Here is a 20,790-nt window from a genome sequence, read left to right on the forward strand (position 1 = left end):
GGACCATGGCCAGCTTCTTCATCGACCGCCCCATCTTCGCGTGGGTCATCGCCATCGTCATCATGCTCGCGGGTGGATTGTCGATCCTGTCGCTGCCGGTGTCGCAGTATCCGGCCATCGCGCCACCCACCATCGCCATCAACGCCACCTATCCCGGCGCGTCGGCGAAGACGGTGGAAGACTCCGTCACCCAGATCATCGAGCAGAAGATGACCGGCCTCGACAATCTGCTCTACATGAGCTCGCAGTCCGATTCCTATGGCCGCGCCACGCTGAGTCTGACCTTCGACGCCGGCACCGACCCCGACATTGCCCAGGTGCAGGTGCAGAACAAGATGCAGACCGGTTTGCCGCTGCTGCCGCTGGCAGTGCAGCAGCAGGGGGTGCAGGTGGCGAAATCGGCGCGCAACTTCCTCATGGTGCTCGGCTTCGTTTCCAGGGACGGCAGCCATAGTCGGGAGGACCTCGCTGACTTCCTCAGCGCCACGGTGCAGGATCCGCTGTCGCGCGTCACCGGAGTCGGCGAGGTGCAGGTGTTCGGCGCGCCGTACGCCATGCGCGTGTGGCTTGATCCGGCCAGGCTGAACAGCCTCAGGCTCACGCCAGGTGACGTGCAGGCCGCGATCCGTGCGCAAAACGCCCAGGTCTCGGCCGGTCAGCTCGGTGGCACGCCGGCGGTCAAGGGCCAGGGCTTTACCGCATCGGTCACGGCACAGAGCCGGCTGCAGACCGTCGAGCAGTTCGAGCAGATCCTGCTGCGCAGTTCGGCACAGGGCGGCGAGGTGCGCCTGAAGGACGTCGCAAAAGTCGAGATCGGTTCCGAGAACTACGGTTTCCTCAGCCGCTACAACGGCCAACCCGCAGCAGGTATCGGCATCAAGCTCGCCGCCGGCGCCAACGCGCTCGATACCGCGGATGCGGTGCGCGCCAAAATCGAGCAGATGAAGCCGTATTTCCCGGCGGGCATGGATGTGGTGGTGCCCTACGACACCACGCCTTTCGTCAAGATTTCCATCATGAACGTGGTGGAGACGCTGATCGAGGCGGTCATCCTGGTGTTCCTGGTGATGTATCTGTTCCTGCAGAATTTCCGCGCCACGATCATTCCGACCATCGCCGTGCCGGTGGTACTGCTTGGCACCTTCGGCGTGATGGCGGCGTTCGGCTTCTCGATCAACACGCTGACCATGTTCGGCCTGGTGCTGGCCATCGGCCTGCTGGTGGACGACGCCATCGTGGTGGTCGAAAACGTCGAGCGCATCATGAGCGAGGAAGGCCTGTCGCCGAAGGAGGCGACCAAGAAATCGATGCGCCAGATCACCGGCGCGCTGGTCGGCATCGGCCTGGTGCTGTCAGCGGTATTCGTGCCGATGGCCTTCTTCGGCGGTTCCACCGGCGTTATCTATCGCCAGTTCTCGATCACCATCGTCGCGGCGATGGCGCTGTCGGTACTGGTGGCGATCGTGTTCACGCCGGCGCTGTGCGCAACCATGCTGAAGCCGGTCGAAAAAGGTCACGAACACGGCGAGGGCGGGACCTTCGGGAAATTCTTCCACTGGTTCAACCGCATGTTCGCCCGCAATACCGAGCGCTACGAATCGGCGGTGGGCAAGATCCTCACGCGCAGCCTGCGCTTCCTGGCGATCTACGTCGCCATCATCGGCGTGCTGGTGCTGCTGTTCTTCCGCCTGCAGACGTCCTTCCTGCCGGAGGAAGACCAAGGTCTGATGTTCACCCAGGTCATGCTGCCGGCCGGCGCGACCCAGGAGCGCACCGTCGAGGTGCTGAAGAAGGTCGAGCACCACTTCCTTGAGGGCGAGAAGGACAACGTGAACTCGATTTTCACCATAGCCGGCTTCAGCTTCGGGGGCACGGGCCAGAACATGGGCCTGGGCTTCGTCAGCATGAAGCACTGGGACGAACGCCCCGAGCCGGGGCAGGACGTGAAATCGGTCGCCGGCCGTGCGATGGCGGCGTTCTCGCAGATCCGCGAGGCGATGGTGTTCGCTTTCGTGCCGCCGGCGGTGCTTGAGCTCGGCACCGCCAGCGGTTTCAACGTGCAGTTGCAGGACCGTGCTGGTCTCGGCCACGACGCGCTGATCGCGGCGCGCAACCAGTTCCTCGGCATGGCGTCGCAGGACAAGCGCCTGGTCGCGGTGCGCCCCAACGGCCAGGATGACGTCGCCGAGTACCAGCTCGACATCGACCATGCCAAGGCCGGCGCGCTCGGCGTCTCGGTGGCGGACATCAACGACACCCTCGCCACCGCCTGGGGCGGCACCTATGTCAACGATTTCATCGATCGTGGCCGCATCAAGAAAGTGTATCTGCAGGCCGACGCCGATGCGCGCATGAAGCCCGAGGATCTGTCCAAGTGGTACCTGCGCAACAAGCAGGGCGAGATGGTGCCCTTGTCGGCATTCGCCACCGCGCACTGGGTCTATGGCTCGCCGCGGCTGGAGCGCTTCAACGGCCAGCCGTCGGTTGAGTTGCAAGGACAGGCCGCGCCCGGCCTGTCGTCGGGCGACGCGATGGCGGCGGTCGAGGAGATCATCGCCAAGCTGCCGCCCGGAATCGGTTACGAATGGAGCGGCACCTCCTACGAGGAACGCCGCAGCGGTTCGCAGGCGCCTGGGCTGTACGCGCTGTCGCTGCTGGTGGTGTTCCTCTGCCTGGCGGCGCTATATGAAAGCTGGTCGGTGCCGTTCGCGGTGATGCTGGTGGTGCCGCTCGGGGTGGTCGGCGCGCTGCTTGCCGCTTCCGGCCGCGGCCTGTCGAACGACGTCTATTTCCAGGTCGGCCTCCTGGCCACCATCGGCCTGTCGTCGAAGAACGCGATCCTGATCGTGGAATTCGCCAAGGCGCAGATGGAGAAGGAGGGCAAGGATCTGATCACGGCGACGCTCGAAGCGGTGCGCATGCGCTTGCGCCCGATCCTGATGACCTCGCTCGCCTTCGGTCTTGGCGTGCTGCCGCTGGCGATCGCCACCGGCGCCGGCTCGGGTAGCCAGAACGCGATCGGCACCGGTGTGCTCGGCGGCACTATCGCCGGCACCCTGCTCGGCCTCTTCTTCATCCCGCTGTTCTACGTGGTGATCATGCGCCTGTTCAAGAGCAAGCCACAGGCGGCTGACGCAGCCTCTTCAGCGACCCAACAGGAGGCCAAGTGATGAGCCCGTTACGCACCCTGACCGTCGCAATTGCCGCCAGCCTCGCGAGCGCATGCACGATGATCCCGGAATACCAGCGGCCCGTGGCGCCAGTACCGGCGAATTTTCCGAATGCGCCCCAGGCAGCTGAGGCAACGCCGGCCGACGCCATCGCCTGGCGTGATTACTTCGCCGATGCCCAGCTGCGCGACGTGATTGCGCTGGCGCTCGCCAACAACCGCGACCTGCGTGTAGCCGCACTCAACATCGAGCAGGCGCGCGCGCAGTACCGCATCCAGCGCGCCGATCTGTTCCCCACGATCGGCGCCACCGGCGAGCAGACCGCGCAGCGCCTGCCGGGCGATCTCAGCGGCAGCGGCGACGCCGATGTATTCCGCCAGTACAGCGCCACCGTGGGCTTTTCTGCCTACGAACTGGATTTCTTCGGCCGCATCCGCAGCCTCAATGCGCAGGCGCTCGAACTCTACTTTGGCACCGAAGAAGCGCGCCGCAGCGCCCAGATCAGCCTGGTGGCCGAAGTCGCCAGCATCTGGATGACACTCGCGTACGACAGGGAACGCCTGGCGCTGGCGCGCAACACCTACGAATCGCGGCTGAAGTCCCACGATCTGATCCGCCGCAGTTCCGAAGCCGGTGCGGTCTCGGCACTCGACGTGCACCAATCGCAGCAGCTGCTGCAAAGCGCGCGTGCCGACGTTGCGCGTTTCAGCAGCTTCGTCGCGCAGGACGAGAATGCGCTGGCGCTCGTCGTTGGCGCACCGGTGCCCGCCGACCTGCTGCCCGACACGCTCACCGACACGGTCAGCGCAGTCGCCGAATTGCCTGCGGGCGTGCCTTCCGAGGTGCTCACCCGCCGCCCCGACGTCCTGCAGGCGGAGCGCAGCCTGCGCGCGGCCAATGCGAGCATCGGCGCCGCGCGCGCGGCCTTCTTTCCGAGCATCAGCCTGACCGCCGCCGCCGGCACTGCCAGCAGCACGCTGGACGGACTTTTCGGAGGCGGCTCCGGCACCTGGAACTTCATTCCGCTGATCCGCATCCCGATCTTCGAGGCCGGCCGCCTGCAGGCGAGTCTCGATGTGGCAGAAGTGCAGCGCGACATCAACGTGGCCTTTTATGAGAAGACCATCCAGACCGCGTTCCGCGAGGTGGCCGACGCGCTCGCCGACCGCGCCACGCTCGCCGAGCGGCTCGACGCCCGGCGCCAGCAGGTCGAGGCCACGCAGGCAGCTTTCCGCCTCGCGGAAGCGCGCTACAAGGGCGGGGTGGACAGCTTCCTCGGCCTGCTCGATGCCCAGCGTTCGCTCTACCTTGCCGAACAGGAGCTGATCTTCGTGCGGCTGGCCGACGCCACTAATCGGGTGGCGTTGTACAAGGTGCTCGGCGGTGGTTGGCAATGATAAAGGCTGTGCCCAGATAACGACGCGCAGCCCTTCGATTTTGTGTGGGCACATGCGATGCTGCAATCGGTGATTGTCCGTTTAAGGCTGGCGTTCTCCATCAACCCGTCTGCAATGAGTCGAAAATGACGATTCGGCATCTTCAGAAGCAGATGTTCCTGAATGACCGGGTGTGGAAAGTGGGGACCGGCTGCTTCGGCCGATTATGTAGACCATCTGATTATGTGGAGTTGCCACAGTGAATTATCTCGGGAGCCATGTACCGTGCGGCTTTTCCAAAGTAATTGGCTGTACGAAGTCATCATAATTTCTGAAGTTTGACGGCTACCGGAAGAGGCAAGATCGGTCGTTGGTATCCCGTGGGGCCGCACAAAGACTGGTAGTGCCACGATGATTGGCCTCCGAATGTCACCTCGACTACATTTCCATATGCTTGGTGACTTGTGGATTATGTTGACCGTGGTCTTGTCGTCACCCGTGCCAGCTAAGGTCTCAGGGTAAGCGCAGGGCATCAAGTCCACATAATCGAGGTGTCTACATAATCGGCCTTATGTGGAGCTCCACATAAGGCCGATGACCAGCCGGTCAGGGCTATCTGGTTTATTGTCTTTCGATAGCAAAGTTCAATTTGCACATGGTATTGCGATACTCACAAGTCAAGTAGCATGGCTTCTTCGCTGGAAAGCCAGCGCTTACCAAAGCACTTCGGGAAGGTACTACAGCCCCAAAAGTAACCATGCTGGCTTTCCCGCAACACCATTTTGGCGCCGCACTTGCGACATTTCTTTCCGGAGTTCTCAAGGTGGGAAAGGCAATGGTGGAAATCAATCTCGCCTGCCCTGACGGCTGAAAAGGGAAGAGTCTTTGCCTTTGAAATGAGTTCGCGCATTTCCTTTTCTGCGCGTTTTGCTACGAGGTACGGAGCGAGCTGCTCTCCAAGCTCGCCAAATCTGCAGGCGAGTTCTTGGGCGTCATCATGGGTGTGAATCCAGTCTTTCTCATCAAGAGCCTCAATGAATTCGCGTAAAGCGCTTTCAACGACATTGAGCGATTTCAAGAATTGAATAGATTCATTCGTGAAATCTGACTTGGATTGCCTGTGACTGGATCGAAGCAGGGAAAGTTGCTCGCTGATCAACGCGAGGAGCTTGTGCTCATCTGTGCATGTACTTAATGCGACCCGGAGCGATTCAATAGTTTCAGAAATCGACATCATCTGTTTAGGAAACCAGGAACTTTACTGTCTATCTCAAGTGCAAACGGCGCAAGTAACTCAATATCCAAGGGTGATACCTGTTCCTGGTCGACGCCTCGTGATATGCAGATATTGAGAAGCCCAGTGGCCACAGGATCGTCTTTTAAAACGGATCTTGGCATAGTTGGCTGGCGTTCTTTACTCACGGCCTTAACGTATGGATGCGATTGTGGTGGATCCCCCACTGAGGCAGCCATTGGCTTGTAGAGTGCACTGAGTTGAAGGTTGGGGATGGCCTTCCTGAGCCTCATATATATTTCGATCCCCGCTATATCAAGATCACCCCAGAAGGTGATGCTGGGGTGTTTCAAAAGAGCTTTCGCGCTCGGACACGTCGATCCCTCACGTGTCAGGGTAATCGCACCAGAAAACCGCTCTTCAACCATATTCGCGAGCTGTTTGCCGTAGTCATCCTCGGCCGTGCTGAGCCCGAATCCGAACGTAGCGATGAAGGCACATCGGTTCACTGCCTGCGTGGATATCGCCATTTCGAAGGCGGCGGGGTTTTCCACAAGAACAACCGTTTTGGGTGAGGCGCATCCAGCAACGACGACGTATAACGGGTGTGAAGGGAATTTCTGAGGATCAATACCGAAGATCTTGAGGTGGCGTTTGGGGAGGCTATTGAGCATCTTCGATGAGCCGAGCAAGTATCTGGCACTTACAAGATAAGCGGGTTGGCCGAGCAATTTGGCTTGGTCCTGGCGGAGCCTCACGAGACCGTCTAGCAGCAGCCCCATGTCGTCCCTCGAAAGGTCTTGAATGGTGTCTGCCATAGGCAATAGCGCATCGATATCTGCTTGGCTAATCCCGCCCTTATCCTCAAGGGCAAAAGACCAGCGCAGGACATATTCCGGGACATCCTGAACCGGTTTCGTCACCGTGATATAGCTACTGACGGGCTCTCCCCGATCATCCGAGCTGAACTCCAGATGACCATCCTCTCGCAGTAGCATGAGTGCTTTTCTAATGGCGACAGGGTCATTGATCACCTCGGCACGCAACTTGCCCATGACGCCCTTCGTAAGGACTTTGCCAGTGGAATTGCCCTTGGTTCGTTTAAAAAACCATTGCTGAATTCTTTCCTCGAATTCAGGCATTCAAGGCCTCCTCGCTTGCCATTTTGGCTTTGTGCTTGTAGGCGCTGGTGTACAAGATCACCCCGTTGCTATCCTGCCATGGCTCGACAGAGACAAACACGCGCTCCCGCCCGGGGTCACCCTTGTTGGCGACTTTCTTTTTGCCGACCAGGTGCACAGGGAAAATGTCCTTGTTGTTCACGTAATAGGGGTTGTGGATCAAGCCGATCAGTTGGAAATTGTCACCGACGCCGCGCAAGCCCTGAAATGCGTCGTTGATGTAATCCTCGTTGGACAGGTTGGAGAACAGCCCATCGAAGAACATGATTCGCTGGGCCCCCTTCAAGGCTGCTTTCTGTTCTTTCCTGGTGCTATAGAAGGATGCTGCCCGAGCGATGGCGAATTCGGCCTGCTTGATCAGCCACATCATGGCCAACGCGGTTCGTTGTCCCGTGGAGAGTCCACGATCCGTGAAGGGCACTTTTTCCATGCCGCGGATCGAGGCATGAGTAAAATACACTTTGGGCTGGATTGGGTTGTTATTTTTGTCCCGCGCAGAGAAGATCCGCCTGTAGATCGTGTCATGGATCAACTGCTTGTAGTCGGCAGCCCTACGATCGATTTCATCGTTGAGCATAAAGGCCGACCGCTCTCGGAGCGCACGTTCCTTGTCCTCGATCTGCGCGAGCAACTCGCCGATAATCCGTTCAATCTCTTGCTCGTCCGCCACGGGTGTTTCAACATGGAAGCGGGCCTTCGGGTTCTGTTTCATGACGCGATCGAGAATGTCGAGGCTTAGTTTTGCCTGACGGGCAAAACTCGCCAAGCTGTTGATCGAGGCATGCTTGTTGGTTTCCATGGCCTCACGGATCTTGTCGAGGTTGGATTCAATCTCGCCGATCTGAACCTCGATTTTGTCCCGTGTTTTCTGGATAAGTTGAAGCTGCTCGATTGTCGTCGCTTCTGCGATGGTCGAGATCTCCAGCTGATTTAGCCCCTTGATTTCGCCTTTCCGGGCTCTGTCACAGAATCCATCACGGCGGTCGACGTAGTCACGGAAAAGCCGCTTCCTGTTCTCGTCGATCTTTTGAAGATCGGCGGTATTGATATCGAGCTCCCTGACGCATTGCGCCAGGTTGATCATTGCGGAACGGATTTCCGTATCGATGCCGGGTGTGTCCCCAAGACAGGCAATACGGATGGTTTCGGCGTAACCTAGTATCTCCGGGTCCGTAATAGACGACGACTGCATCAGGCGAAGTATGTCTTCGGAAAACACCGCAATCTTGGCATGCTGTTCACGGACGGCGATGACCATTTCATGCATGGCTTCCATGAATGGGGTTAAGGAGCCAATCTTGCCTTCTATTTGGGTGATTTCTTTTCCGGCCTTCTCTTCGTCGAACTTGGCGTTATCCCGTTTTCCTTGTGCCTCTGCGATGCGTTCGGCAAGACTCCGCTCTTCTGCGCGAGTGGACTGGATGTAGCGATTGGCACGATCGAACTCGATTCCTTGCAGCCGCGCCTGTGCTGCCTTGACGGCGGCATCAAGCTCCTGCTCCCGAGCAGGTGATTGCTCCATGAACCTAACGTGACCATCCATCTCAAAACGGATGGCCGTTTCGAGGTCACGCTTATCCGTCTGAAATGTCTCGTTAAGTTGGTTCAATGCGTCGGTTGCATTGGTTGCGGCCTGATTGAGTTCCCCATCCACCTGGCTCTGTAGATTGTTCACGGCCGCCTTCAGTATCTCGACGACATGCCTCAAGGCCTCGACATCGGCTTTGGCAGTGGCAAGCGCCGTTTCACCGCCTTCCAGTAGGTAATCCTTGGCGGCATGTAGCGCGCGTATAGCCGGTTCGGAAGTCTGGCGATTCAGTTTGTCGATCCTGCCCTGGATCTGGACTTTCTCACCTTCAAGTTCCGGGATGGTCTCCTCGGCCAACTTCCTCAACTCGTCGTTACCACCGGCCTTCAGGAAGCGCTTCATGTAGGAGATTGCCTCCAGTGCTTCAGTCGAGGCGCGGCGCACGAACTCAGCGGTTTTCTGCTGGAGGTCGTCACGTCTGTCCATGGCTTCGGCGTATTTGCGCTCAGAATCGCGGCGGGTCGCTTCCTTGGCGGTTACCGCCGTAGTTACGGCGGCACTTTCCTCGGAGATGTCAGCGAGCAGCTTCCCGATAGTCTCGTTGCGTTTGGAGAGGGTACCGATCTGAGTCTGTGTCCGACTTCTTTCCTCTTTGATAAGCGATGGATTGAGCAGGATCGCAACCTGTTGGGTATGCCGGCCCACCAGAAGTGCGTGCGCAACCTCGCCAATCTGGTGGATCTCGTCTTCACGGAGGAGGTGTTCCAGTGCCGGCTTGAAAAAAATTGGTACCGTCAGCCTGGCCTCTTCGAGCAGGCGGGTTGCTTCCCCTGCTGCTTCAAGCGACGCGATCACGGGTGCGGACAAGGCGGCTGAGAACAGCGACAGGCACTGCTCAAGGCGGGGGCCTTTCACCGTCCTAGAAGCCAGGTCGTGCAGACGCTCAAACGCAATGCCGTTCCTGCCAAGCAGTTGCAGCGCCTTGGCGTAGACCCGGTCGTCGGCCGCACCAAAGGCCGCCAGGTCTTCCAACTCACCCTCAAGGTCTTTGATCGCCTTGTTCTTTTCGATGCGTTCTTCGTTCAGTAACTGGCGCTGACTGGCTGTCTCAGAGAGCCAGGCGTCCGGGGTCATGCCGGGGTGCTGTTCACGGAAATAGCTTAGTGCCTCGGTATACGGTAGGTGCTCGGCCACCGTGCCATCTTCGATAGCGAGCGCCTCTCTGTGATTCTGGAGGTCCTTGGTCGGGTCGAGCAGCACGGGATCCACATCGCCAAAGATTTCAAGAAACAGGCGGGACTTCGAGCGCAGATCGGAGAGCTCCTGCTTCTTGGAAGATGCACTTTGCAGGAGGCTTTGGTTTTTGGATCGTGCGTCCTGCTGAGACTGCATCTCGGCATTCGGATCCAGGCTTGCAGGGTCTGCGTCTCCAAAGAAGTCCCGGAAGGCGGGCAGGCTCGCTGCCAATTCGTTCAGCCTGTTCAGGCGTTGCTCTGCGCCTTTGAACTTCTCTTCCTCGGTTTTCTGCTCCGTCTGTTTCTTACGAAGCTCTGCCTTGGCATTGCCGAGGGCAAGGCGGGCGCTTTGATCTGTATTCGTGGCGTCAGCATGTTGCCGAACCAGCGCATCATGCGCTTCCGTTAAAGGGGTCAAGCCATGCGCTGCGGTCAAGGCTTTCCATGCCGAATATCCGGCCTGACATTCGCCGCTGCGCTTGATGTGTTCTGTATGCTCATTCCCGGCCCTGGATGATTCATCTTTTGCCCAGCTCAACGCGGCGATGGGGGACCCCCAGAATTCTTCCGGGAACTCTCCTTTTCTTGAGGCGAATGTCTCGTAAGCGATCTGGTTTTCCTTGGTCTCGCGGTTTTCCGCGGTCAGGCGCTCATGCTCTTCCTGATAGTGCGTGTAATCAGATTTGGCCGTGGCCTGTCGTGTCTTCTGAACCTTCAATTCAGCAGCAAGCACTCGCAGGCGGGCACGGTATGGATTGGTATCGATCTCACCTGTGGTTATGCCGAATGCGCGGCTCAAGACGTCAGCGAGGCCGTTTGTTTGGGCACCTGAGAGATTGGCTGATGCTGAGACGATCGATCGCGCCTGCTCCAAGTCATAGAACTTCGTTTCATAGCGCCTGCCGCCACGGCCACCTTTTTTGAGATGATCTTTGTTTTCAATGGCTTGCGATTCATCGGCAATGTCTGCCGACGATGAGGAAAAACCATTTGAGGTTTTGAGATGATCTTTAATATCAATGAGTTGTGAGCCTACGGCAATTCCAGCGCCGGCCGTTGCTCTTCTATTGATCTCGCCGGTCGGGATGCGCGTTAGGCAGGAAAGCCCCTCATCAGTAATCAATGCCCCATGTTTCTTGTCAATGACCATGTGGGCTAAGGCCTCCATGATGCGCTTATCGCTGGCCCACTGCGTTCCTGCCGGAACCACAGGCATGCCTGGTAGTGGGGCGGCCAAGGCCAGGGAATGCACGATCGCCGCGTTCCTTGCGAGATCATTCATTACCCTGTCGTATTCCGTATTCGCGCTTACGACTTCCCCGGCTTTCTGCAAGACCGGATCGAACTTCAGCAGCGCCTGTCGTGTGTCGTCGAGTTCATTTTGGCGGCGATTGATGTCCAGCAAGGCATCGGCGGCCGGCTTCAACGTTTTGAGGATCGTGTCTTCGAATCCCTGCTCGTCAGGATCCCCTTCGGCCCCCATAGCATGCTTGAGTAATTCGGGTGCGACGAACTGCCGGAAAAACGCAGCGTCATAAGTTTCGCCACCTTCCGGCTTCACCTTGGTAACCATGGCCGAGTAGTCGCCGGCGCCCTCCAGCTGGAACTCGACGTTTTGCTTGATGACATCGACATTGGTGAATTGCTTGATCTCGTCCAGCCATTCCGACTGGTTTCGCCAGCGATTCCATTTGGCGCCAGGCATCCGTTCAATGGATTTTCGGAAGTCGTCGTTGGCAATGAGGGTCAATCCTTTTGGATCCTGAGTAAAACAGGGCGCGTCGTCCAAAGACCCCTGGTAGGAATAGAAGAAAGGCTCCTTGGTGCGGCTCCAGCACATGCCCATGACGTAAGTGATGCCGGGGATATCCTCGGGATCCTGGGTGATCAAATTAACCTGAAGAACATCGTCGTCATGGGACTTTTCAATGAACTCGATCCGTATGTGGGTCCAACCACGATCTATGGGTGCGATCCGGTCTTCGACCTTGGGCTTCAGCCGGCGATCCCGACTCAGCAGGTACAGACAGGCTTCGGTCAGACTGGTCTTGCCACCGCCGTTATCGATTTGCATAGCCGTGGGCTGACCAAATAGACGAAATGTTTCGCCCCGATAGAGCGGAGTCCATTCCTTCCCTGCCATGTAGCCATCGGTGAGGAAATTGGCGACTTGAATTCGTGATATCGAAGCCATTACTTGGCCTCCGTTTCTTCTTCTGTGCGTTCGACCAGAATCTCGGTCGCGGCGGCAAGTTGGTCTAGTGACGGCAGGAGATGTGCGAGCTGCCGGTCAAAATTGGTCTTCATCTCATAGGCGAACAACAGACTCTGTCTGTAGGCGTCTTTGTTGACCTCTTCAATTAGGCCGGCATCAAGCATCAGCTCCAGAAACGCATTACAAACCTGGGCTTCCGCCCCAGTCTTGAGGCTGGTCAATGTCTTGTACACCTGATCAACCTCCAGGGTGCCAGGGTCGATCTTTCTGACCTGGTCATTCAGATAGTCTTTGACCGCATCGATGAAAACCTCTTTGGTGAAGGTCGTGTCCACCCAATCCTGCATAGCATTGGGGCTCCGGTTTTTGCGCGTGTAAAGCAGATCCAGCAGCACAAACCAGAGTTGGGTGAACCAGGTCTTTGCCTCCGCATCATTATTGATCCCGCGCACTTGCAGCATGCGGCTCACTAGCCGTTCTGTTCCCCAGAACGGCGGGGCTGAATCAGGCTTCCTGGCCAGCATGAACACCGTGGCGCCGGATGCGATACCTTTGACATCGAAGGACGTAAAAGCCACCAGTTGCAGGCCTTGGCCATCTAGGATCTCTTCAAATTGTCTGCGCATGGCGAAATCCGCGTCGCGCAGAAGGGTTGCTATCTCGCGCTCTTCCCTGCTGACATTGCGGCGGCCAGATTTGGTTTCGATGAAGCGATGGCGCAGCAAATAGGCATGGACGCGCCCCATATCCGAGTTATTCATGTTTTCTCCACTGCGGTTATTTCGATGTCCGTGAACAAGAGCTCACCGTCCCCAGCAGCTTTTGTGTCAAGGGTGGGGCTGACGCCGATCAAGATGCTGGACTCGATGGGGATGCTGCTTGGCGCCACGAAAATGCCAACCAGGTCACCCAGCATCATCTCCTCGTCCACCATGAACCAGCCTCTTTCAATGGCTTCGGACAGGCGCAGCGGCCCGACCTTGAGTGCCGAAGCGATGTCGTGCCCGTGCTTTTCCAGAAACCTCGCTTTGCCGAGAACCGAGATTGGCTCCACCGTTTCATCCACGAAGGTCATGGCAGGAACCGACTCTGCCAACGTGCGCAGCTTCACCGCGCCCAGACCATCGAGCGACGAATGAAATGGCGTTTCCAAGCTGAGTGCTCCCCACTGTGCAAGCAGAAATCCCTCTTTACCAAGCTTGAGAGGTGACCTGACGAAATGTGCGGCGACATCAACAAATGAGGGCGGCGGCACGGCCGAACGGGCTCCTTGTAGAGCCAGGCTCACCAACTCGGATAGGAGCCGGTTGAAGATCACCAGCACTTGCCGCACATGGTTGATCTGGTTGCGCAGGTGTTCGAAGGTGATATCCAAATCGGCCAATTCTTGCCAGCGTTCGAATGCTTCCAGAACTTCGCTTTTTTCCAGTTGTGCTTCCGCTTTCTGGGCTATGCCAATCGTCTCTTCAATGACCTGCTTGTATTGATCCAGGCGGTTTAGGTACTTATCAATGCTCTCCGTTCGGCCGACACGCTCCAGTGCCGACCGAACTTCAAGGATCTCGTTTCTAAGTTGGCTGATGATCCCGTCCGAAAAGGTGAGGATTTTCGGGAAATCGTAAAATTCGATAGCGTGCAGCAGGTTGTAAGCGTCTCCACGCAAATACGTGGCATCACGGGCCACGTTCGCGAGAGAAAGCAGCATCCGGCCAGATGCCGACAGCCTGTATTCGTCGGCATAGTCGGTCTTTTCGATCAGCGCAGTCTCGCGCTTCTCAGAATGGCAAACTTTGGCTTGATGGCCGGCAACGCTCGTGAGGTAAAAAAGCTCTGAAGGACGCCGCAAGACATTGAGGACATATTGCACATCCACCTCGGCCACATCTGGCCGGTCTTCGTGAATAGCGTTAAATATGACTGTAAACGGCAAGTAGTCCTGGCTTGCACTTTGATCCAGTAACTTCAGGCGATGGACTATGTGCAGGGCAATGTCGAGATAAACACCGTCAGAGTTACCCGTTCTCGACTCGCGTGTGTAGTTGGGCGGATTACCATACGCACGATCGCTGTCGTGAAGATCGACCAGCCTCAGAGTAGAAGCAATTAGTGGGATCCACTCCATCAGGGACACGCTATTGCATTGGTTAATAAATCGCAGGATTTTCTTGGCACTTCCTGCATAAACTCTCTTGTTGAAGCCAGCTTTCTGAACAGAAGAGAGACGGCAGCGCCGCCGGTCCCTAGCGGTTGAACAGCCACTTGGACACCTCCCGTGCGTTCTCAACGGCGATCAGGTAATCGGGGGCATGCTGGGTTTGCGTGTCCATCGCCGCGCGGACGTCCTGGATGAAGTAGGGGACCAGCGCCGCCCGGCACGTTTCCACACGGCTCGCGGTCCCTCTGAAGTATTCGGCCTGAATCACCCTCGCCTGTTCGGGCGACAACTCCGGGTGAGCGACCAGGCGTACTGTGACTTTGGTGTTCCAGGCAAGGTCGTCATAGCGGTTGCGATTGGAAATCTGGGCCAGAGGTTTCACCTCGATGATTCGCCCCAGCGCGTAATCCCGGAATTCCTGATGGGGCTCGCTGTAGGCGCGCACATGCCAGCGACGGCCGGCGAGAACCAGGCTGTGCGGGTAAATCACGCGGCGATGTGGAGCGGGCTCGCTCAGGGACATGTACTCGATGTCGACGGCCTTGGACTGTCGGATCGCGGTCCCGAGACAGGAGAAAATCCTGGGCGACGGGGCAGTGATGCTCGGTACGGCGGACCACATCACTCCCTCACCTTCGTTCATGGCCGATGCATACGGAAGGCCGACCATGGACAGGTATTTTGAGAGCGATTCAGAAATTTCGGCCTGAGAAGCCTTGGATTTGGCGAACCGCTTGTAGCAATCAGCCGTTGCGTTATAGCTTCTGGATTTGCTGTCCCACTGCATCCAGGTGGGATTCAGATCGCGGATTTCCTTGATCCACTGGCTAGACCGGGGAAGACCGATGCCGAATAGTTCGCATACCCGCGAACGGTAGATGCGTCCTTCCCAAATCAAAAGCAGTTCAAGTAAAGAGAGGCGTTGCTGTGGGCTGTCGTTCCGCTGGTCCATGTGCTTGTCCATATGTTATGGAAAAATATAACATATATATTCTTATAACACTTATTTTGCGTGATGTCGTGAAGTGGTCTACACGTAGCCGGAACTGTGTGACGACAGGCTCTTCATCCGCCAAAGGAGTCTCTTGGCACGAAATCTTGGAAGACCCGGTTACGCAGCGCTTCATGAGGCGCGCTATGGGTGGTAGGTCAGGAATGTATCGATTGCCCGAGCAGATAGAGCAGCTTGCAGCTCATGAACTGGTGTTGTGTGGATAGAATACTGGACGGGCAGATACGAGCCCCTCACTGAGGTTTATTGCATGTGTGGACGTTATGCGCTCAAGACTCCCGCCAGCGAGCTGGTTGCTAGGTTCGGTCTTGACGAGTCCGAGGATTTCCCAGCTCGCTACAACATTTCGCCCGGCACGGACATCCCGGTTATACGCCAATCACCGGAAGGCAAGCGTGTGCTACACCTGCTGCGCTGGGGGTTAGTTCCACATTGGGCCAAGGATCCAGCCATTGGCGCCCGCCTAAGCAACGCCAGAGGCGAAACTGTGGCCGACAAGCCCCTCCGTGACGCCTTCAAGCGCCGGCGCTGTCTCGTGCCCGCCGATGGCTTCTATGAATGGAAAACTGAAGGCCGCAGCAAACAGCCGTATTATTTCGGTATGCGCGCTGGCGAGGCCTTCGCGTTCGGTGCCATCTGGGAGTCATGGCGTGCGCCTGACGGCGACATTTTTCGGACGTGCTGCCTCATCACGACAGGGGCGAACGAAATCATGGTGCCAGTTCACGACCGGATGCCGGTGATCATTGCTCCCGTGCAGTACGAGGCTTGGTTGTCCGCTCCACCGGTGGATGCCTTCGCACTTGTAAAACCCTTCCGGGCTGAAGCGATGCAGGCTTGGCCAGTAAGCAAGCGTGTCAGCCGTTCGGCCGAGGAAGGCGCCGATTTGATCGAGCCCCTTGCGACGACCGAGTAGAGATTACCGGACGATCGCCACCTGCTTCCATGAGCTGGTATACGCTGGCGAGACATTCCCTCGTTTCATTGCCCAAGGTCTGGATTGATTCGCTACCGCCAGGCGAACAGAATCACGCCCCATCCGGTCATTTATGTCATCGAGCAGCCTTGGCAGCCCCCGTTGAAAGACGGGGAACGGTCGACGCACCGGCTAAGCTCCCGCATTGAAAAGAATATTCTTGAATCCAGCTTTGCTGGGTCCCGGAACCCCCCGTAGACAAACACTCCCGAGTCATCGATCATCCCGTCTCTCCGCAGGCTTAGCAGAAGAAGAACCTCAAACATTTTGTCGGCGGGACAGCGCTTGCAGCACCACAATAACAATATCGACGCCGCACTGCTCGGCAAAATCATGCTCGCCCGTTTTCTGGAGTTGCCGCTGCGGGCTTTCGACCGCCTCGTGACCCAGACGGAGTCATCCATCGGGTTTAACGCACTGCGCCCTTGGGTCACCGTCGGGCGACTGGAAGATGCACGGGTGGTGCATGATGCGGCCGGCATACCCCAAGCCAAAGCATCCCCGATCCTGGGAGAAATTCACGAGGCGGGCCAGAACCTGATGTTCCTTTACCATCGCAACAGTTATGCGCGTGAGTACCGGTTCGACGAAGAGGGGATGAACCGCCTGATGGCACGCGAGGAAACCCCCAGAGATTTCACAGGGACGTTACATAGGCTACGCCTCATCAATACCCGGAACCGGCTCACCCATGCACTGATACAGGCGGTGCTGGTATCACAAGCGGCGTATCTGCGCTCCGGGCAAGCCTTGTCGCTCATCGCCCTGACCCAGGCGGAGACTTCCAGCCGGCTGCGGTCGGAGTCGAATCTTTCCGTGGTGGCGGATCCTGGCCGGATCTCCCGGCTGGTGCGTGGATTGTCGATTGCGCTGGCAAACGGGAAAGCGGTGCCGTTAAGCACCCTGTTCCCGAAACCGCGGCAAGTTCATTGTCATTTCGTGGATCATCTGATAAAAACAGAAAAAACATTTGTAGAAGAAGGGTTAATTCGGGGGCCGCTGACAGACGAGGCTATCGCCGCTATCCTCAAGCGGGAACATGGCATCCGGTTGTCGCGTCGTACAGTGGCCAATATTCGGCATGACTTGGCGATTCCCGATTACAAGCACCGCAGCCAGCGCACGGATTACCTGGCCGCGACCGAGGGGTTTTCCGCTCTGGTGCCGCTGACCGCTCAAGCACTGCGGACTGCGGTTCCGGCTCATTCCGGCGTGTATGAGATCAGGACGCTTTTCACTTTCCGCCTCAGTGGTGAAGAAAAGAACTGGCCGGGGAAAAGTGTGCCGGTCGTGCCGCATGGCGTGGTCTATATCGGATCGGCCGGTGATTTGCGCAAGCGCCTCGGCGACCACCTGCGAGGCAGCAGCGATAATGCGCTGCTGTATCGTCACGTGGCCGACGGCGCCGCGCGGGTGCGGTTTCGCCTGGTGAACGAAGGCTGGCGTTGGGTGGAGCGTGAGTTGTACCGGGTGTTTTGCGAGACGTTCGGCGAGCCGCCGCCATGTAACCGCATGAGTCCTTAAAACGATATAAAGCAGTTAACCACGAGGTTCATGGGGGATGATCAAAGCCGTACGTGTGAATACTTGCATCCGCGGTAAAGCGGTTTGTTCACGAAACATATTGATTGTTTTCTGTGCTCCCTGTGAACCTCGCGCAGCCACACGATAACCTTCCGCGCGCGGAGCACTCTGAAGGGCATAAAGGCCAGGGTGGGTACGGTCATGGCGAGAGCGATGATCACTATTCGGTACGGCGCTATCGCCATGGCCGTTATAAGGAAGCGCGCAGCCCGTCGATATATCGATATATCATGCATCCAAATCCAGCACTACCCGAACCGATTTCGGGCACTTAAGAAATGAACAAGAACAACCATAAGGTTCAGTGGCGTGATATGGAAGAAATCTTGCGCAAGCAAGCAAGCAAGCAAGCAAGCTTGACAGTGATTTCATCTCCCTTTCCTGGCTTGCTGCGAGGTCCGGAAACATGAAGCCTCTGGATATGGCCGTCGAGGCCGTGGTGCGCACGCTTGGACTGGACGATGCTGCCGTCGTCCGGCGCAAGGCCTTTCTGGAATTCACCGATGACGACGTCGCGCGGTTGCGAACGCTGCACGAAGCCCTGCGAACCCTCGCGCCGGATTTCGCCAATGCCTTTTACACCCATCTCCTGGCCTTCGAGGAAACACGGGCGTTGTTGCCCGGCGCGCAAACGCTCGAACGTTTGAAGCGCACCCAGGCGGCATACTTCGACAGCCTCACCGCGGGCGACTACGGGCCGGATTACATCCTCCACCGCCTACGCGTCGGCGTAGTACACCAGCGCGTCGGCCTGGCGCCGGAATGGTATCTGGGCGCCTACAGCAAGTACCTGTCGGGGTTGCTTCCCGAACTCTGGCAGCGGCTCGGAAAAGACCCCGAGGCGTTTGTCGCCACCTGCCAGGCGCTGATCAAGATCGTTCTGCTGGACATGGGACTCGCCATCGACACCTATATCCAGGCCGACCAGCAAACGATCCTTGCGTTAAAAGAGTATGCCAACATCGTATTCACAAGTATTCCCGACGGACTGCTGGTGCTCTCGCCCAATCTCACCGTTTTGTCCGCCAATCGGGTTTTTCTGGAACGGTTCGAACTCACCGAGAAGGCCGTGCACGGCCGCTACCTGATGGAAGTGCTCGCGGCCGACGGCTTGCGGGGACGGGCGCTGGAAGTTCTGGCCACCGGCGTCGCCCAGCATGACGTGCTTTTCGCCATGGGGCAGGCGGGCGGCGACGAGCGCAAACCGGTGCGCGTGACGCTGACTGGAATCCGGCTTGCGGAAGAAGAAGAAGAAGAAGAAGAAGCTCGGCTTCTTTTGATCGTGGAGGATCTTACCGAGGAGGAAGCGTTGCGCGCAGCCGCGCTGGAATCCGAACGCCGTTTCCGGGATTTGGCGGAAACCGCCCACGACGGGATCATCATGACCGATCCCCAGGGGGAAATCGCCTATTTCAACCGGGCGGCGGAGCGCATGTTCGGCTATCGCCGCAACCAGGCGCTGGAACGGCCGATCGGGACGGTGCTGCCGGAACCGCTGTCCTGCCAACTGGATGAAGGATTGCAGCATGCCCAGGTGTGGGAAACCCAGGGGCTGCGCCAGGACGGCACGGTTTTCATGGTGGAGGGATCCAGCAGCGTGTTCGAAGGGTCCACGGGGCGTTTCATCACCTACGTGCTGCGCGACCTGACCGAGCGCAAGCAGTTTGAGCGCCAATTGGTGCACTTGGCCAACCATGACCCGCTCACCAATCTGCCCAACCGAAAATTCTTCAGGGAGCGCCTTGGCATCAGCCTGGACGAGGCGGCGCTGGACGGGGCGCAGTTGGCGGTGCTGTTTCTCGACCTGGACCGGTTCAAGTTGATCAACGATACCTTTGGTCATGCGCTGGGTGACAAGCTGCTGCTGATGGTGGCCGAACGGCTCGCCGGTTGCTTCCGCAAGGGCGACATACTGGCCAGGCTGGGGGGTGACGAATTCGTGGTGCTGCTGCAAGGGCTTTCCGGGACACAGGATGCCGCGCTCGTCGCCCAGAAAATCATGGATACCTTTGCTCATACCTTTCAACTGGAAACGCATGAAGTCTTCGTCTCCGCCAGCATTGGCATCGCCTTCTATCCTTCGGACGCCATCGATGCGGGCAACCTTATCCGGTGCGCCGACAATGCCATGTACCAGGCCAAGGAGCAAGGCCAAGGGTATCAGTTCTACCGGCCCGATCTGGAAAACCTGCCGTCGGAGCGGCTCACGCTGGAGAACAGCCTGCGCCGCGCCGTGGAGCGTGGCGAATTGCAGCTTGACTACCAGCCCAAGGTGAATCTCGCGAGCGGTGCCGTGATCGGGCTGGAGGCATTGCTGCGCTGGGCGCATCCGGTCAGGGGCATAATCCCGCCCGACCAGTTTATTCCCCTGGCGGAGGAAACCGGCCTGATTATCCCGATCGGCGAATGGGTCTTGCGGACAGCGTGCCTGCAGATCAAGGCCTGGCAAGGGGAAGGCGTGCCCCCGCTGCCAGTGGCGGTAAACCTGTCGGCGCGTCAGTTCAGGCACCGTTCGGCTAGCGGTGAAGCAACCGGAATTCACGACCTGGTTGAAACCATCGAGCGGGTGCTGGAGGAAACGGGGGTGGATCCGTCCTGCCTGGAACTGGAGATTACCGAAAGCATCCTGATGCAGAACCTCTCGACGGCGGCCATGACCCTGCAAGCATTGAGCGCAAAGGGCATGCGCATCTTCATCGACGATTTCGGAACCGGCTATTCCTCGTTGAGCTATCTCAAACGCCTGCCCATCGACACCATCAAAATCGACAAATCCTTCGTAGGGGATATTACGACCGACCCGGACGACGCGGCGATCGTGACCGCCATCATTGCCATGGCTCACAGCCTGCGCCTCAAGGTCGTGGCCGAAGGGGTGGAAACGCAGGAACAGTTCGACTTCCTGCTTGAGCGGGACTGCGATGCCATGCAAGGCTATTTTTTTAGCAAGCCGCTGCCGGCGGAGGACATCTCCCCATTTTTACGCAGCACCGGAAATTTCAATCCGGCTTGAGCCGTGGGCATCAAACCACTTGACCTGGTCGCGCGGAAGCACATGCGGTATGTTTATATCGTATTAAAAATAAATACTATGCATTGATACAAGTTCATCTCCAAATTGCGC

Annotated in this window: 13 protein-coding genes; 6 read left to right on the top strand and 7 right to left on the bottom strand. The window is 57.9% G+C overall.

What is annotated here, in order from left to right:
* Positions 1-5 precede the first annotated feature (5 nt).
* Entirely contained in the window at positions 6-3,170 is a 3,165-nt protein-coding gene (locus tag B059_RS0114535) for an efflux RND transporter permease subunit (RefSeq protein ID WP_018078981.1), read from the top strand.
* Positions 3,170-4,567 (top strand): AdeC/AdeK/OprM family multidrug efflux complex outer membrane factor, encoded by a 1,398-nt coding sequence (gene adeC / locus B059_RS0114540; protein ID WP_018078982.1) that lies wholly within the window; start codon positions 3,170-3,172, stop codon positions 4,565-4,567. The genes B059_RS0114535 and adeC overlap by 1 nt, the downstream gene beginning before the upstream one ends.
* Positions 4,568-5,216: 649 nt before the next feature.
* Here the strand turns inward: adeC and B059_RS0114545 are convergent.
* The 6 genes from B059_RS0114545 to B059_RS19985 form a co-directional block, all read right to left on the bottom strand.
* On the bottom strand, positions 5,217-5,783 hold the full coding sequence (locus tag B059_RS0114545; RefSeq protein WP_018078983.1) for a topoisomerase DNA-binding C4 zinc finger domain-containing protein: 567 nt from the start codon (positions 5,781-5,783) through the stop codon (positions 5,217-5,219).
* Positions 5,780-6,922 (bottom strand): Wadjet anti-phage system protein JetD domain-containing protein, encoded by a 1,143-nt coding sequence (locus B059_RS19200; RefSeq protein WP_018078984.1) that lies wholly within the window; start codon positions 6,920-6,922, stop codon positions 5,780-5,782. Before B059_RS19200 ends, B059_RS0114545 begins: the two co-directional genes overlap by 4 nt.
* Positions 6,915-11,918 (bottom strand): coiled-coil domain-containing protein, encoded by a 5,004-nt coding sequence (locus B059_RS0114555; protein ID WP_018078985.1) that lies wholly within the window; start codon positions 11,916-11,918, stop codon positions 6,915-6,917. Before B059_RS0114555 ends, B059_RS19200 begins: the two co-directional genes overlap by 8 nt.
* Positions 11,918-12,700 (bottom strand): hypothetical protein, encoded by a 783-nt coding sequence (locus B059_RS0114560; protein WP_157273719.1) that lies wholly within the window; start codon positions 12,698-12,700, stop codon positions 11,918-11,920. The genes B059_RS0114555 and B059_RS0114560 overlap by 1 nt, the downstream gene beginning before the upstream one ends.
* Positions 12,697-14,070 (bottom strand): hypothetical protein, encoded by a 1,374-nt coding sequence (locus B059_RS0114565; RefSeq protein ID WP_157273720.1) that lies wholly within the window; start codon positions 14,068-14,070, stop codon positions 12,697-12,699. Before B059_RS0114565 ends, B059_RS0114560 begins: the two co-directional genes overlap by 4 nt.
* Positions 14,071-14,179: 109 nt before the next feature.
* Positions 14,180-15,046, bottom strand: coding sequence for a helix-turn-helix transcriptional regulator (locus tag B059_RS19985; protein ID WP_157273721.1), 867 nt, complete (start codon positions 15,044-15,046; stop codon positions 14,180-14,182).
* A gap of 310 nt (positions 15,047-15,356) precedes the next feature.
* On the opposite strand from B059_RS19985, the gene B059_RS0114575 reads away from it, so the two are divergent.
* Entirely contained in the window at positions 15,357-16,022 is a 666-nt protein-coding gene (locus tag B059_RS0114575) for an SOS response-associated peptidase (RefSeq protein ID WP_026177556.1), read from the top strand.
* 3 nt (positions 16,023-16,025) lie between these two features.
* Here B059_RS0114575 and B059_RS21785 read toward each other — a convergent pair whose 3' ends face one another.
* The gene (locus B059_RS21785; protein WP_157273722.1) at positions 16,026-16,211 is read right to left on the bottom strand and encodes a DUF4113 domain-containing protein; all 186 of its coding nucleotides are present in this window, start codon (positions 16,209-16,211) and stop codon (positions 16,026-16,028) included.
* Between the two features lie 156 nt (positions 16,212-16,367).
* On the opposite strand from B059_RS21785, the gene B059_RS19215 reads away from it, so the two are divergent.
* The 3 genes from B059_RS19215 to B059_RS0114590 all read left to right on the top strand — a co-directional run bounded on the left by B059_RS19215 (position 16,368) and on the right by B059_RS0114590 (position 20,679).
* Complete coding sequence (locus B059_RS19215; protein WP_051068533.1) at positions 16,368-17,606, top strand: RNA polymerase factor sigma-54; 1,239 nt, start codon at positions 16,368-16,370, stop codon at positions 17,604-17,606.
* 338 nt (positions 17,607-17,944) lie between these two features.
* A complete protein-coding gene (locus B059_RS21680) occupies positions 17,945-18,076 on the top strand; it encodes a hypothetical protein (RefSeq protein WP_272867469.1) in 132 nt (43 codons plus the stop codon).
* 11 nt (positions 18,077-18,087) lie between these two features.
* The gene (locus tag B059_RS0114590; protein WP_018078992.1) at positions 18,088-20,679 is read left to right on the top strand and encodes an EAL domain-containing protein; all 2,592 of its coding nucleotides are present in this window, start codon (positions 18,088-18,090) and stop codon (positions 20,677-20,679) included.
* Positions 20,680-20,790 lie beyond the last annotated feature (111 nt).

The organism is Thiobacillus denitrificans DSM 12475, from assembly GCF_000376425.1.
In the GTDB taxonomy this organism is placed as follows: Bacteria; Pseudomonadota; Gammaproteobacteria; order Burkholderiales; family Thiobacillaceae; genus Thiobacillus; species Thiobacillus denitrificans.